The sequence below is a fragment of the Pseudomonas sp. 21LCFQ02 genome, from assembly GCF_024129895.2.
In the GTDB taxonomy this organism is placed as follows: Bacteria; Pseudomonadota; Gammaproteobacteria; order Pseudomonadales; family Pseudomonadaceae; genus Aquipseudomonas.
In genome coordinates this window covers 5,406,296-5,420,358 of the sequence record NZ_CM178749.1, presented here as the reverse complement: position 1 = coordinate 5,420,358, position 14,063 = coordinate 5,406,296, and the positions used below count along the sequence as shown (strand labels likewise).

Annotated in this window: 16 protein-coding genes; 14 read left to right on the top strand and 2 right to left on the bottom strand. The window is 61.3% G+C overall.

The window, feature by feature from the left end:
* Positions 1 to 31 precede the first annotated feature (31 nt).
* Complete coding sequence (solA, locus tag NJC40_RS24490; protein WP_253141064.1) at positions 32 to 1,201, bottom strand: N-methyl-L-tryptophan oxidase; 1,170 nt, start codon at positions 1,199 to 1,201, stop codon at positions 32 to 34.
* 1,187 nt (positions 1,202 to 2,388) lie between these two features.
* Here solA and NJC40_RS24485 point away from each other — a divergent pair.
* From NJC40_RS24485 to NJC40_RS24420, 14 genes are all read left to right on the top strand, one after another.
* On the top strand, positions 2,389 to 3,315 hold the full coding sequence (locus tag NJC40_RS24485; protein WP_045493065.1) for a sigma 54-interacting transcriptional regulator: 927 nt from the start codon (positions 2,389 to 2,391) through the stop codon (positions 3,313 to 3,315).
* 97 nt (positions 3,316 to 3,412) lie between these two features.
* The gene (locus NJC40_RS24480) at positions 3,413 to 3,619 is read left to right on the top strand and encodes a type III secretion system major pilin HrpA (protein ID WP_045493062.1); all 207 of its coding nucleotides are present in this window, start codon (positions 3,413 to 3,415) and stop codon (positions 3,617 to 3,619) included.
* A 64-nt stretch (positions 3,620 to 3,683) separates the two neighbouring features.
* Positions 3,684 to 4,718: a DNA-binding protein gene (locus NJC40_RS24475; protein ID WP_084710168.1), complete on the top strand. Its 1,035-nt coding sequence runs from the start codon at positions 3,684 to 3,686 to the stop codon at positions 4,716 to 4,718.
* 48 nt (positions 4,719 to 4,766) lie between these two features.
* The gene (gene sctI, locus NJC40_RS24470) at positions 4,767 to 5,126 is read left to right on the top strand and encodes a type III secretion system inner rod subunit SctI (protein WP_253141065.1); all 360 of its coding nucleotides are present in this window, start codon (positions 4,767 to 4,769) and stop codon (positions 5,124 to 5,126) included.
* Between the two features lie 9 nt (positions 5,127 to 5,135).
* On the top strand, positions 5,136 to 5,930 hold the full coding sequence (gene sctJ / locus NJC40_RS24465) for a type III secretion system inner membrane ring lipoprotein SctJ (RefSeq protein ID WP_045493056.1): 795 nt from the start codon (positions 5,136 to 5,138) through the stop codon (positions 5,928 to 5,930).
* Positions 5,927 to 6,505 (top strand): hypothetical protein, encoded by a 579-nt coding sequence (locus NJC40_RS24460; RefSeq protein WP_045493053.1) that lies wholly within the window; start codon positions 5,927 to 5,929, stop codon positions 6,503 to 6,505. Before sctJ ends, NJC40_RS24460 begins: the two co-directional genes overlap by 4 nt.
* Positions 6,506 to 6,519: 14 nt before the next feature.
* Entirely contained in the window at positions 6,520 to 7,098 is a 579-nt protein-coding gene (gene sctL / locus NJC40_RS24455) for a type III secretion system stator protein SctL (RefSeq protein WP_253141066.1), read from the top strand.
* Between the two features lie 103 nt (positions 7,099 to 7,201).
* Positions 7,202 to 7,423, top strand: coding sequence for a serine kinase (locus tag NJC40_RS24450; RefSeq protein ID WP_045493049.1), 222 nt, complete (start codon positions 7,202 to 7,204; stop codon positions 7,421 to 7,423).
* Entirely contained in the window at positions 7,410 to 7,844 is a 435-nt protein-coding gene (locus NJC40_RS24445) for a type III secretion system chaperone (RefSeq protein WP_253141067.1), read from the top strand. Before NJC40_RS24450 ends, NJC40_RS24445 begins: the two co-directional genes overlap by 14 nt.
* Positions 7,826 to 9,847, top strand: a complete 2,022-nt coding sequence (gene sctC / locus NJC40_RS24440) for a type III secretion system outer membrane ring subunit SctC (protein ID WP_253141068.1) — start codon at positions 7,826 to 7,828, stop codon at positions 9,845 to 9,847. Before NJC40_RS24445 ends, sctC begins: the two co-directional genes overlap by 19 nt.
* Before the next feature lie 449 nt (positions 9,848 to 10,296).
* Positions 10,297 to 10,650, top strand: coding sequence for a hypothetical protein (locus tag NJC40_RS24435; protein WP_045493044.1), 354 nt, complete (start codon positions 10,297 to 10,299; stop codon positions 10,648 to 10,650).
* Between the two features lie 95 nt (positions 10,651 to 10,745).
* Positions 10,746 to 11,144, top strand: a complete 399-nt coding sequence (locus NJC40_RS24430; RefSeq protein ID WP_045493042.1) for a type III secretion system chaperone — start codon at positions 10,746 to 10,748, stop codon at positions 11,142 to 11,144.
* A 262-nt stretch (positions 11,145 to 11,406) separates the two neighbouring features.
* Positions 11,407 to 13,020, top strand: a complete 1,614-nt coding sequence (locus NJC40_RS24425) for a pectate lyase (RefSeq protein ID WP_290447674.1) — start codon at positions 11,407 to 11,409, stop codon at positions 13,018 to 13,020.
* Between the two features lies 1 nt (position 13,021).
* The gene (locus NJC40_RS24420; RefSeq protein ID WP_253111450.1) at positions 13,022 to 13,351 is read left to right on the top strand and encodes an HrpW-specific chaperone; all 330 of its coding nucleotides are present in this window, start codon (positions 13,022 to 13,024) and stop codon (positions 13,349 to 13,351) included.
* A gap of 91 nt (positions 13,352 to 13,442) precedes the next feature.
* Here the strand turns inward: NJC40_RS24420 and NJC40_RS24415 are convergent, their stop codons facing one another.
* On the bottom strand, positions 13,443 to 14,048 hold the full coding sequence (locus NJC40_RS24415; protein WP_045493037.1) for an aspartyl/asparaginyl beta-hydroxylase domain-containing protein: 606 nt from the start codon (positions 14,046 to 14,048) through the stop codon (positions 13,443 to 13,445).
* Positions 14,049 to 14,063 lie beyond the last annotated feature (15 nt).

Below are 14,063 nucleotides of genomic sequence, written 5' to 3'. Positions count from 1 at the left end.
AAAGCCCGCCTCGTGCGGGCTTTGTGCTTTTTCAACGCTTGAAACGTTGCAGGCTGAACGCCGACAGGTCCGTTTCGCTGCGTCCGCTCATGCAGCGCTGAGCCAGCGCCTCGCCCAGCCCCGCCGAATGCTTGAAACCATGCCCCGAGCAAGCCGAGACCACCGTCACGTTAGGCAGGCAGGGGTGCTCGTCGATGATGAAGTGGTAATCGGGCGTCACGGTGTAGGCGCACACCGAGGTCTTCAGTGCCCGGCTACCCACCCCCCTAAAACGCCCGGCAACTTGAGTGCGGTACATCTGCTCGATCTGTTGGTCGCTGACATTACGATCCAGACAGTATGGATCGCATGCTGTCTCGTACTGCTCGGTGGCAATTTTCATGCTGCCTTCGCCGGGCAGGGGCGGGAAGCCGTAACTCACATCATTGAATGCCGGTCCGTGGGTGAGGATGAAACTCGGTGACTGCGCCGCGAAGCGTGCCGGTTCGCTGACTTCAAACCAGTAAAGCGTCTGGCGACAGACCCGCAGCAGAGCATCAAAGGGCGCGCCCAGCAGCCCGGCCGACCACATGCCGGCACTGACGATTACCTTGTCGGCATAAATCACTCCCTGATCGGTACTGATCCTGACCGCTATGCCTTCATTCTCAAGCGCCAGCACGGTCTCGTTCAGGCGCAGTTGCGCACCTTGCTGCGCGGCCAGTTGCAGCTGCACGGCAATGCAGCGTTCCGGGCGCAGAAAACCGCCTTGCGGTTCGAAGTAGCCAATGGCGCTGTCCAGCACCGGGCTGAACTGGCCGAAGCGCTGGCGAATCTGTGCCGCGTCCAGCACCTGGTGCTCGATGCCGTAAGTTTTGGCCAGTTCGATGGTGCGGTGGGTGAAATCTGCAGGATCGTGCGGGTCGTATACGCTGCTTGAGGTCATCACCAGCACGCCGCACTGCTCGAACAATGCCTCACCCGACAGTGCTTCGAGTTCCCGCCAGATCCGATGAGAGCTGCGCACCAGCGGCAGGTACTGCGGACCTTCCCCGTTGGACAGGCGAGTGATGCGCGTATCGCCATGGCTGGAGCCCTGAGTATGGGGCGGCGCATGGCGGTCCACGCCGATGACGTTGGCGCCGGCCTTGCTCAGTTGATAAAGGGTTGCAGCGCCCATCGCGCCCAGGCCGAGCACGGCCACCTGATAATGTTCTCGCATGCTGGGTGGATTGTCCGCAAATACGCCATTGCAACGCCAGCCACCGACAAAATCAACCCATGGGGGTGATATGCACAGTGCCGGCGGCAGCAGGCGCGAGGGTGGCGCTTGCTTTTTTTGGTCATATGGGTTTGCGAAAACTGTCAAAAGTTGTCCACGAAAATCGTGGGTATGTCTGTGGATAACTCGCTGAATGCTTTATTTTCAGAGGCTTTGGTTTGTGTGGTTGATTTATGACCAGTTTTTCCGAGGCAGGGTGCTGCCGCCGTTCCGTGCCGCGCCCGCTGATCTGAAAATGCGACCGATTTGGCAAATCACGCACCTGACGCCAGCTTCGCATACGCTGGCCCCGGTGGGCAGGCCGTCAGGCGGTAATTAATAATTCTTTAACTTTGTTCGGAAAACCGGATGTGTATTCGGTTTTCCGAACAACTTGGTAATCTTGATTGGATTCACCACTTTGTTTCCGGTATTTGCCGCTCTGGACGTTGTTGACAAGTACCGTTAGTGCTGTGCATTAGTCCGCCACACGGCTGCGTCAGGCGCTGCAATATGGGGGGGTTAACTGCGCAAGTTATCGCCAGTGCTGCCCGCAATGCCGGAGATCGTTGCTGGCCTGTTTTTACCTTGTACTGCTGGCCTGGCCCGGGTTTTTAGAGAGGCCCTGGTCATTGGCGTTGGTCAATGCTTTGGTCCCGGTTGCCATCAGCATTGCAAAAGCTTTATATATTGTGACTCGGGCCGTTCATGAGTGGAAAAATTTATCGACGCAATAGAAAATGTTCACGCGATTCTGATTGGCCGTGTATATACCCTGCGGCTTACTTGTGCCTGACAGCCAACCGGCTTGCAGTAGTGTCTGGATGTAATAGGGTGCCTCTAAAAACTGGGCGAGGCAGTCAACGTAGCGCTGGCGCGCATAACGCCGCAGACGCCCGGCCAACAGGCAATTGTCCTGCTGACAGTGGTCCGCAACACAATGAGGGAAGGTGGCCCTCTGTGTCTCTGGAACCGGGGCAGTCTGCACCCTTGAATCCTTTCGCGAAGCCGGGCTGTTCCGGGCGGGTGATCGTAAACAGAGGTTAGGTGACGGTCTGCTTTTGCATGCAAAAGTACGGCTGACGCTGTCCTGTTGTTCAATGGAATTGCTGATCATCAGTAAGGGGCTTGGATGAAACGGGGACTCTATGAGCAATGACGCTTCGAAGATGGAGCACGAGGTCCTCGACATATTTGGTACCCTGCAGTCGTTCATCCGCAAGGCCGCGCCGCTTAATGTCGACATGGTGCTTGAAGGCGAGACGGGCACTGGCAAAGACACGCTGGCGCGGCGCATTCATCAACTATCAGGGCGTCCCGGTCCGTTGGTGGCACTCAACTGCGCAGCGGTTCCCGAGCAACTGGCCGAGAGCGAATTGTTCGGGGTGATGGCGGGCGCTTACACCGGCGCCTCTAAATCGCGTGCCGGTTATATCGAAGCGTCTAATCATGGCACGTTGTATCTTGACGAGATCGACAGCATGCCGCTGTTACTCCAGGCCAAGTTGCTGCGTGTTCTGGAGATGCGTGGAATAGAGCGTTTGGGGTCGACGCGTTTTGTCGAGCTTGACTTACGAGTGATTGTCGCCACTCAGACCCCCCTTGAGAAACTGGTCGAGGAAGGCAAGTTCCGGCGCGATCTGTTCTTTCGTCTTAACGTCATCAAGATCCAGTTACCGACACTGCGTTCGCGGCTTGAGCACTTGCATCGGTTGTTCGAGCAATTTGTCGGTGAAGCGGCGAGCCGGCATCGCCTGCCGGTTCCGGAGCGCGATCCGCACCTGCTCAAAAGCCTGCTCGGCCACCGTTGGCCGGGTAATATCCGCGAACTCAAATGCGCCGCCGAGCGCTTCGTGTTGGGCATGCCGGCGCTGCAGGGGCTGGCTGGCGGCTTGCTCGATGAGTCCTCGGCACGCCTGCGTGATTACCTGCGGGCGCTGGAAAAGGCGGTAATCCAGGAATGCCTGGCACGTCATCCCAACAATATCGAGTCGGTAATCACTGAACTGGGTATTCCCAAACGCACCCTCTATCACCGCATGAAGAGCCTGAGCATCAACGCTTCTGAATCCTGAATGCGGGGTCATGTGGAACCGCTTCTGAAAATCGGCCACTCACTGTTCGAACATCACATCCGGTGTTCAACACTTTCGATGATCAGGAGTAATCACTATGGCTGGTACCGCTTCCCTCGGCGCTTCGATGGCTGCAATGACCAAAATGGATGCCACCGCTGCGGCAACCACCACCATGAACGCCGAAGCCCAATCCAACAAGATGATGACCGATACCGTCAACGGTATCGCCAGCGCTTACCAGGACTCGGCCACCAAGGCGCAGAACGCCGCTCAGCAAACCGGTAAGGCGATCAACTACTGATCGTCGTGTTCCCCTCCCGGCCCGCGTCGGGAGGGGTTACCCCAGTGCATTCAAGGAGTGGACTATGTTTTCTTCTTCAATAGGCGGGCCACAGGCCGGTGCATTTCAGAGCACCTTCGCCAGCACCCAGACCAGCGCCCTGCAATCGAGCTCCAGTGAGGCGGCGGGTCAGATCGCCTCGCTGCTCAGCGACGCGCTGCTGGAAAAGAGCGGCAGCGGTGCCAATATCCGCAACGCTGACAACCCGTTGATCGGCATGGTTGCCGATCACATGGACCGCAACCCTGAAAAGTACGGCAAACCGCACGATGCCAATGGCCGGGTCGACGGCTGGCGCGATGAGCTCAGCGAAGACAATTACCTCGACGGCCGGGAAAAGGCCGCCTTCACCAAAGGCCTGGAAGGGCTGATCAGTGAATTCCTCAGTGGCGGCTCTTCGGGCCAAAGCTCCATCGGTCAAGGCACCAGCGGCCAGGGCGCCTTTGGACAAGGCTCGTTGGGCCAGGGTGGCCTGGGCGGTTCGCGCGGCGCCGCGAGCCCTTCGGCGGGCTGCAATCAGGGCTGGGGCGGCAATTCCCTGGCGGGGGCTGGCGGTGCTGGTGCCGGCGGTGGCCTGCAGAGTCTGCTGAGCTCGTTGCTGGGCAGTCTTGGCGAGGAAAAACTCGACAACCTGCTCAAGCCGGTCGCCTCGCAGCCTGCCTCGATCGGTGCCTTGGTCAAGGGCAACACTAACGGCATGATGAGCTTCAACCCTGAAGATAAAGATGTCCTCAAGGAAATCTCGCGCTTCATGGACATGCACCCTGAGGAGTTCGGCAAGCCGGACGGCAAATCCAAGGACTGGATGGGTGAGCTGTCCGAGGGCGACTTCGTGATGTCCAAGGCCGAGAGCCAGCAGTACATGAAGGCCATTGACATGATCAAGGGCGAAATCAAAGGCAGTGCCGAGGGCAACTCGCTGGGTGGCCTGTTTCCTGATGCGCAACAGAACTTTCAGAATGGCGGGGCTGGCAACACCCTGAAAACCGACGCCAGTATCGCGGCCGGCAACATTCTGTCTGTGTTGGTGCAGCAGAGCGTGACCGAATCACGCGGCTGATCCGCACGACTTTTCAGGTGCCTTTTCGTCCAGGCAGGAGAGCAAAACATGGCTGTTAACCGTGTATCAACCCATTCCGCAAATCTTGTGGATACCGAGCTGACATCGAATGTTGCGCCTGCCTCGGCGGATATCGCCTGGTTCAGTGCGGCCATGCAGCCCGCCGCGCCACGTTCGGCGGCGTCACCGGCCAGTGAGGTGTCGCCGGTATTGCAGGCCACCTCCGCATTTCAGAAAGACGCCGAACGGATCAACCGGCAGTTGCAGCGTGTCTCCGGCTCGGTCGACCCGCAGCAGATGATGCAGGCCAACCGTTCGCTGTCGTCGTTCTACCTTGAAAGCATGCTCAGCGCCAAACTGGTCAGCAAGGCGGCGCAAAGCGTGGAAAAACTGACCAGTCTGCAATAGGGCGGGGCTATGTATCCCAAGGTAATCAGGCTGCTCGCCCTGTTATCGGTAGTGCTGGCGCTGGCCGGCTGTGGTGACCGTATGGAACTGCATCGCGACCTGACCGAGCAGGATGCCAACGAGATCATGGCCGAGTTGGCCGACAAGAACATCAGTGCCTACAAGCGCCTGGACAAAAGCTCGGTGTCGGTACTGGTGGCGGCGCAGGACATTTCCCGGGCGGTACGCGCGCTGGAGGCGGTCGGTCTGCCGCGCCGCTCGCGTTCGAGCCTGGGTGAGGTGTTTCGCAAGGAGGGGGTAATCTCTTCGCCGCTCGAAGAGCGTGCCCGCTACATCTATGCGTTGTCCCAGGAGCTGGAACAGACACTCTCGCAGATCGACGGCGTGGTGGTGGCCCGGGTGCATGTGGTGTTGCCCGAACGCATCGCCCCTGGCGAACCTGTACAGCCAGCCTCGGCCGCGGTGTTTATCAAGCACCGCGACGGCATGGAACCCGACAGCGTCTTGCCGCGTATCCGGCGCATGGTCGCCAGCAGTATTCCGGGCATGGCCGGCGCTGATGACAAGAAACTTGCGGTGGTCTTCGTGCCTTCTCAGGAGTACCGGCAGACCGTCGAACGGGTCAGCCTCGGGCCGTTTGAGCTGACCCGTGAGCGCCTGGAGTTCTGGCAATGGATTCTTGGTCTGTCAGCGTTCGGTATCGCGTTGCTGCTTGGCGGCCTGTTTGCTCTCAACCCGCGCTGGTTGCAGCGGCTGTCGCGACGTCCCGAAGCGGCTGGCGCCACTCAAGGGGCTGAGCGATGACCCCGGATGCGCCACAGGCGCTGAGCTGGGTTCGCTGGTGGGCCCAGGGCTGGCGACAAGCCCATGAAACCTGGCAACTGCCCGCCACGGCTGATTTCGACCAGCCAACCCTGACACTGATGCTGCAACGCGATGCGGCGCTGGCTGACCGTTGCATGGGCATGACCGCCAGTGTTCCTCCGCCACCGGATGAACTGCTGCTGCCTTTGTTACCGTTCGATGCCGAGCAGTGGCAGCGGGTGTTCGAACTGTGCGTGGCAGTGTGTGCCGGTGCCAGCGGTGGTCGACGTCATCGACTGGATGAGCGCACGCAACGCTGGTGTCAGCGGCTGGGCCAGGCGTTGCAGCCGGGGCAATGGCTGCCGGCCCAGTGGTATGGCGCAGGGCCCGAAGCCGCCGGCCTTTGCCTGTTGCGTGCCTGGGCCGGAGAAACCCTGTGGTCACGTCTGCGCCTGCAATTTGCCCGTGACGCCGTGCAGGCAGCCGAACAACTGGCGGTCGAGCAGATTCCGCATGCACGCCTGCGGGCCTTGTGGCATGCGCTGAGCTGGCAGGTATCCAGGGCAACTGACTGATTGAGGAGATGGTCATGCTGACCCGCCGTACCCTGACTTTTCCCGGCGACCGGCATACGGTGACCGGGTCACTGCTGCCTCGTGAACTGTTCGATGACTGTCGGCTGGCCGAACAACTGGTGCAGCAGGCCCAGGCCCAGGCCCGGCAAATCCTCGACCAGGCGCGCAGCGAAGCGTTGCTGCTGGGCCGTCAGGCCGAGGAGCAGGCGCGGGCCGAAGTGCTCGACCAATCCCTGGCACTGCTTGAAGACTTGCGCGACCAGCATCAGCGTCGCGAAGCCGCGATGCTGGAGGTCGCTCGCGAACTGGTCAGCGCCGCTGTGCAGCAGGTATTGAACGAGCAGCCGCCGCTGCAACGGATCGAGGCGGTGCTGGGGCATCTGCTCAGCGCCCAGCCGGACGAGCCTTTGGCGCGTCTGCATTGTCACCCCGAGCGGCTTGAGGAATTGGCGACCTGCCTGCAGCACGGCGGCCGTGAGGGCTGGAGCCTGCAGGGCGATCCGCGTCTGGCCGCCGATGCGTTGAGCCTGCGCACCGAGCGCGGCGAATTCAATCTGGACTGGCACAGCCTGGTGCAACACGTCCTGCCTTGACCCGTCGGCAGGGCGCTGTGCTGACCGGTCATCGGCCGGGCATGGAACCAAACCCGGTCTTGCGCCACTCACTGCCCAGTTACCCGGATCAAGGAGTATTGCCATGCTGTCTTCCGATGCACTGCGGCGTCGCCTGGATGCCAACTTTGAACATACCCAGAAAGACCTGGATACAGCCGCGCTGAATCTGGATGCTTTCTCGCCTGATGACTGGCATGCCTTCAACTCGGCCATGCGTCAGGCGTCCACCGCCAGTTGGGCGGCTAACCAGGAGATCGTGGTCAAGCACAACTTGGCCAAGGCGATCCTGAATGAAATCCGCTGAGCTGATTGCCACTGTCGAGCGCTGGCTGGACGGTGGTGATGCTGAGCTCGCCTTGCAGGTTGATGAGCAGCTGATGCGGGTGCGCCGCTGTGGCAGCGGGCTGGCGTTCATTGCGCCTCTGGCTACGGCGTGGCGCGGTGACGAGGCCGGGCTGGTCAGTGCCTTGAAGCTGTCGGCCGCCAGCCGCATGCGTTTTCGCGGGGCGTTGGCGCTGGACCCTGAAACCCGTGGCCTGTGCCTGGTCCAGCATCAGCGCCAGCTTGACTCGCCGGCGCTGCTTGCGGTCATTGAAGCGCTGGCCAATCAGCGCGACGTCTGGGCCTCGATGCTCGAGGCTGCGCTGCCGCGCACTCCGGCTGCGCCACGACGTGTTGCCCATCCATTCTCACTGGGAGCCAACCTGTGTTCAGGCATTGGATAAAACCGTTGTTGTGTACGGCGCTGTGGTTCGGTCAGGCACCGGCAGCGCTCGCTGCGGTACCGGAGGAGTGGCGCGAGGCCTCCTATGCTTATGAGGCGAGCCAGACGCCGCTGTCGAAGGTGCTCAATGACTTCGCCGGCTCGTTCGGTGTGGGCCTGGATATCCGTGGCGTCAGTGGCGTGGTGGATGCGCGGATACGCTCGGCCAATGCCCAGGAATTTCTCGACCGACTGGCGCTCGAGCACCAGTTCCAGTGGTTTTTCTATAACGGCAAGCTGTATGTCAGTGCCCAATCGGCGCAGTTGTCCGAACGGCTGGAAGTGTCGGCCGATGCCGCGCCAGACCTCAAACAGGCGCTGACCGATATCGGCCTGCTCGACAAACGCTTCGGCTGGGGCGAGATGCCCGACGAAGGGGTGGTGCTGGTCAGCGGTCCGCCGCGCTATATCGAATTGATCCGCAGCTTCAGCAAGGAAAAGCGCAAGACCGAAGAAAAACACCAGGTCATGATGTTTCCCTTGCGCTACGCCGCTGTGGCTGACCGGCAGATCCGCTACCGCGACGAGTCGGTGAGCATTCCCGGCGTCGCGGCCCTGCTTGAACAGATGCTCGATACCCAGCGCATGCCAGCGGGTGGGCCGGTGTCGGCCGACCCGATGACCAATATTCAGTCCATGCAGGGCATGGCCGATCTGGCCCGCAGCAAGATCGTCAACCTGGCCAGCGAGCGCACCGCCGAGCCCTCGCGCAGCCGTCCGGCCAAAGCGGTCGGCAATCGTCGGGTGGTGGCCGATGTGCGCAACAACGCGGTGCTGATCTACGACGACCCGGACAAGCGGGAGATGTATCAGCAACTGATCGAGCAGCTTGACCGGCCCAGTAACCTGGTCGAGATCGATGCGATCATTCTCGACATCGACCGTACCCAGCTGTCAGCCCTGGAGTCGAACTGGTCGGCTCAGGCGGGAGCCGTAAACTTCGGCAGTTCGTTGTTGACCAGTGGTTCCTCAACCCTGTTCATCAATGATTTCCAGCGCTTCTTTGCCGATATTCGTGCGCTCGAAGGCCAGGGCGCCGCTTCGGTGATCGCCCGGCCATCGGTGCTGACCCTGGAGAACCAGCCGGCGGTGATCGATTTCAGCCGCACCGCCTACATCACCACCACCGGTGAGCGGGTTGCCAATGTCCAGCCGGTGACGGCCGGCACCAGCCTGCAAGTGGTGCCGCGGACCATCTCCGGCGGCACCGGCCAGCGCTTTCAGTTGATTGTCGATATCGAAGACGGGCAACTGGAGCGGGTGCGCGATGATCGGACGCCGGATGTCAAACGCGGCACGGTCAGCACGCAGGCTGTGGTGGCCGAAAACCGTTCGTTGGTGATTGGCGGCTTTCATGTCGATGAAAACGGCGAGCAGCACGACAAGGTGCCGGTGCTCGGTGATCTGCCGGTGCTGGGCAAGTTGTTCTCATCGACCCGGCAGTCGGTCTCGCGCCGCGAGCGGTTGTTTATCCTCACCCCGAGACTGGTCGGCGACCAGGTCGACCCGGGCCGCTATGTGGCCAGCCAGGATCGCCCCACGCTGGACAAGGCGCTCGGGCGCCAGCGCCCAGACAGTCGGGAACAGATGCGTGCGACGCTCTCGACGACGTTCGCTGAGCTGGTGAAAGGACGTATTCCCGATGGTGTCAAATCGTCATCATCTGGTGCCGCCTTGCGCGACCTGTGTACAGTGGACGCTTCGTTTGCGATCGACACCGCCCGCGGCCAGTGGTTTTCCGGTAACGGTTTCGAAATCAGCGTCGGCGTGGTACGCAACATCGGTACAAGACCCCAGGTGTTTTCTCTGGCTTCATGTTCAGCGAGTCAGGCACTCGCTGCCAGCGCATGGCCTGCCTCCAGTCTGCAGCCCGGTGAGTCGGTTGAAGTCTTTGTCGCCACGCGGCCGGCGGCCACGATTGCAGTACCTGAAAAACCGGTGAGAGTTTCAATACTCCCGCCCTGAGGGGGGCTGAAGCCGCGTGCGGTAATGACGTTACTGTTGCAAGGTTTTTATCAAGGATGGCTCGGAACTAGCGGGCAGCTCTAAAACTACCGGCGTTGTCAGCGCCGGGTTAAAACAGGCACGTGCGTGATGCTCATTTACAACCGGTAAAGTCCAGCGCGCGCCGACCATTGTTTGCCTGGTACTGACGGCCTCGCCTGATTTTTAGAGTCACCCTATCGTTAACCTGCATAGGCTCACTGTCGGAAAAAAGGGAGGAATGACAATGAACAACGTGCGACGACTTGCCTTGTTTATTATCACGGTGTTTATTAGTGCGTGTGCGTCAACCGAAAAGTCCTGTTTAACGGAGGCTTGTCAGCGGGTTGACGCCAATAGTTCTGAACTGAAAGTCTGGTGGTCGCCTGCACTGCGCAACGGCGCGGCTGCCTATAGCACGGTGCCTGTGAATGACTGAAACGATTTTGCGTAGCGCCGATCAACGGGACTTCTTCGTGACCATTCGGGAAGGTCGCTCAAGTACCTGGCAATGGTCGCCAGGTGTTGATTTCATCCATGACGACGCCAGTGTTGGCTGGGGGCTGGCGCTATCGATCGAGCGCCGGGCGCAGCGTCCCAATCTGTTTTCCGACACGCTCAGGCGCCGTTTCGAGAGCATTGAGGCGTACGAAGGCTATTACGTGTGCCTCGACAGCCAGCAGCGCTTTGTGGTCTGGCACGAACTGGCGGGTGATTATCGCAGTGACAATGATTTGCAACGGCTGATCGACCGATTATTGGTATTGGCGGGTTTCAGGCACTGACCGCGTTCTGTTGCGCTGGAACTTTAACCGCTAATTGTCCACGCACTGTTTGCTGTGGCGCCTTTATGCGCTGCGTCTGACAGAAGGACACTCCAATGACCCACGCTCAACGTAACGTGCAATTGTATCTGGCGCGTTTAAGTGAAATGCTCGGTATCGCGCTGACCCTCAACAACGGGGTTTGCGCGTTGTACGACAATGATCGCCGCCAGGCGGCGATCATTGAAGTTCCTGACCACTCGGATAATGTGATCATTCATGCCCGCCTGGGCCTGTTGCGTAATAGTCCGCAAAACTTGCAACATCTTTTGAACATCAACTTCGATGTGTCGAAATTGCGCGGCTGCTGGCTGTCTCTGGACCAGCAGAACGTCTGCCTGTGCACCCAACGTGAACTCTCCACGCTCGACGAAAAACAGTTCTGTGACCTGGTCACCGGCTTTACCGAACAGTTGCGCCAGACCCGCAGCCAGTACGCGTCCTTGCTGGCGTGAAAGGGCACCTCTAAAAACTGGCTGCTGGCTGGGCGCCTATGGCGCTACGCGCGTCTTCGCTGCGTAGAAAGCCGGCTCGCGTTGACGGCCTCGCCCAGGTTTTTAGAGGTGCCGAAATTTTGCGGGAACTGCTCAGGGGCGGTTTGCCACATAGCCGCAAGCCCCTCTACAGCAGAACCCGCAGCAGGGTTCGGGGCGGGGCTACCGGCAAGGCGGCAGGTTGACGCCCCCGGTCACATTCAACGATGGAGCGAGGCAGCACATGGCAGATTTATCAAGCATTGCAGGATTCTCCCAAGGCGGCGGGCTAGGAGCACTGGGTGGGCTGAGCGGCATCGGCGGTTCGCAGTCACTGGCCTCCACCGGTATTGCCGGGGCGGGCAAGGGCGGCCAGTCGTCGCTGGAAGACCTGGCCGGTTTTCTGGCCGAGGCGTTGCTCAGCGGCAGCAAGGGCGGCGGTTCGGCCAGCCAGTCGAATCAGAGCGACATCAGCTCGTTGCTGGAGTCGCTGCAAGGCGGCAAGGGCGCAGGCGGTGCCGGTGGTGGCAGCGACAGTAAAGGCCCGGCTGCCGAAGGCGGTGACTCGGCCAAGGAACTGCTGACCCAGATCCTGATGGCGCTGTTCGAAAAAATCCTCGGCGGCTCCGGTGATTCGGCCAAGGGCGGCGAAGGCGGCCTGGGTGGTTCTGGCCAGGGCGGTGGTGGCCAGGGCGCGGGGGGCATCGGTGGCGGGCAGGGACTTGGCGGTGGCCAGGGTCTGGGCGGTGCGCAAGGTGGCGGTTCAGGTTCGGGCAGTATCGAGGATCTGGTCAATACCCTGATGCAAAGCCTCGGTGGCGGTTCGCTGAACGGTTCGATTTCGCCGACCGCCGATGGCGGCGGGCAGATCTCCAAGGATGACCGCCTCAAGGAACTGCTGGAGATGATTGGCCAGTTCATGGACAGCCATCCGGAAACCTTCGGCCAGCCAGCCAGCGGCGCGGGCGGCGGTGGTGGTGGTTCGGCTTCGCCGGTCGGCGCGGGCGGTGGCGGTGGTGCTGCGCCGGTCAGCACGCCATCGATGCCGGCGGCTCCTGCGGGCGCTGGTGGTGGCGGTGGTGAAGGGGGCGGCGGCGGTGGCAGTGTCGCCGCTCCAGCCGCGCCCGCTGCTCCAGGCGCCAGCGTAACCCCAGGTGCAACGGCCACGCCGGGCGCCACCGCTACACCGGGCGCACCTGCCGCCGGCGGCAGCAGCGCGGCCGGTCCGGTCAGCTTCCCGACCGCTTCGGGCAGCCCGACCGTGGTCAACCAGACTATCAAGGTTGGTCCGGGCGAAGTCTTCGATGGCCAGGGCAAGACCTTCACCGCCGGGCCAAGCCTGGGTGATGGCGGACAAGGCGAAGGCCAGAAGCCGATCTTCGAGCTGGCCGAGGGCGCCACCCTGAAGAACGTCGTGTTCGGTGACAATGCCGCCGACGGCGTGCATGTACGGGCCGGCAACGAGAAAGCCGTGAACGTCGACAACGTGCACTGGACCAACGTCGGTGAGGATGCCCTGACCGTCAAGGGTGAGGGCGGTGCCAAGGTGACTAATCTGAACATCACCAACAGCAGTGCCCAGGGCGCCAACGACAAGGTCTTCCAGCTCAATGCCGACGCCAACGTGAAGGTCGACAACTTCAAGGTCAATGACTTCGGCACCTTCATGCGCACCAACGGTGGCCAGCAGGGCAACTGGAACCTGGACCTGAGCAACATCAGCGCCGAGAACGGCAAGTTCTCCTTCGTCAAGAGCGACAGCGAAGGCCTGAACCTGACCACCAAGAACATCGATCTGAACAACGTGCAGAATGCCTTCAGCAAACTGCCAGGATCGACCAACCACAAGGAGCTTTAAGATGACCCCAGCGCAGCCACGCGAGTTGTCGACCCCGAACTCCTGGGCTGCACTGGTACGCGGTGGCGGTTACGTCACCGCGCACCAGCGCCAGGCTCTGGAAAACGCCATCGGGCTGGTCAGCCAACGCCTGCAGGCAGCGCTTGACCGGCCGGGTCAACGGGCCAGCGAGCGCTTCGATCTGGACCACTACATCGACAGCCTGGAGCCGGATTTCAAACGCAGTGCCGGAACCGACCCTTTGCGCGGCGATGCTTCGCTGACCGCGTTCTGGATCGTCCGCTTGCTGACTGACCGCTTGCTGGAAGCGTCGGCAAAGCGCCAAGGCTAGCGGCCAGGCAGCCAGGCAACAGCAAAACGGGCTCGGATGAGCCCGTTTTTTTTGTTGTGGATCTGTCGCCAGCGCTAACCGGCGACCTCCTTCAGCGGCCGGCGCGGGCCTTGTTGAACTCCAGGTACAAAATGGTCCGTGGCGCCTGGCTGGCATTGACCACGAAGTGATCCTGCGAGCCGTCGAAGATCACCGCACTGCCTGCCTGGTGCTGATGAAACTGGCCGGCGACGTTGAGGTAGGCATAGTTGGCCTCGCTGGCGGCGCTGAGGGTCAGGTGCATCTGCAGCAGCCCCTCGGCGCGAATCTCCGGGTGGCGATGGGTGCTGAGAAAACTGTGCGGCGCGAGCCGGGCCAGCGACGCCACCTTGATGCCGTCCAGGGTCTGCAGCAAGGCCAGGGTCTGCGGCAGGGCGGCCAGCGCCGGCGCCAGCGGGGTGTCCTGAAACAGCAGCGGGTACTGGGTCCAGTCCCGATTGCCGCCGGCCGCGCCCCAGCCCTTGAGCCAGCCGTAGCTGCCGCCCTGGCGCAGATGTTCGTCCAGTTCGGCGTGCACTTGCTGGTGAGGTTTGTCGGTGCGGTCGATGTCCAGCAGCGGGGCCTGCAGCGCCGCCACTTCGCGCTGGATCAGCGCGCAGTGATCGGCCAGCCTGGCCAGGGGAGGGAAGTCGTCGAGGGGGTAAAAAGCAGCGTTCATTGCGAAAGCTCCAGA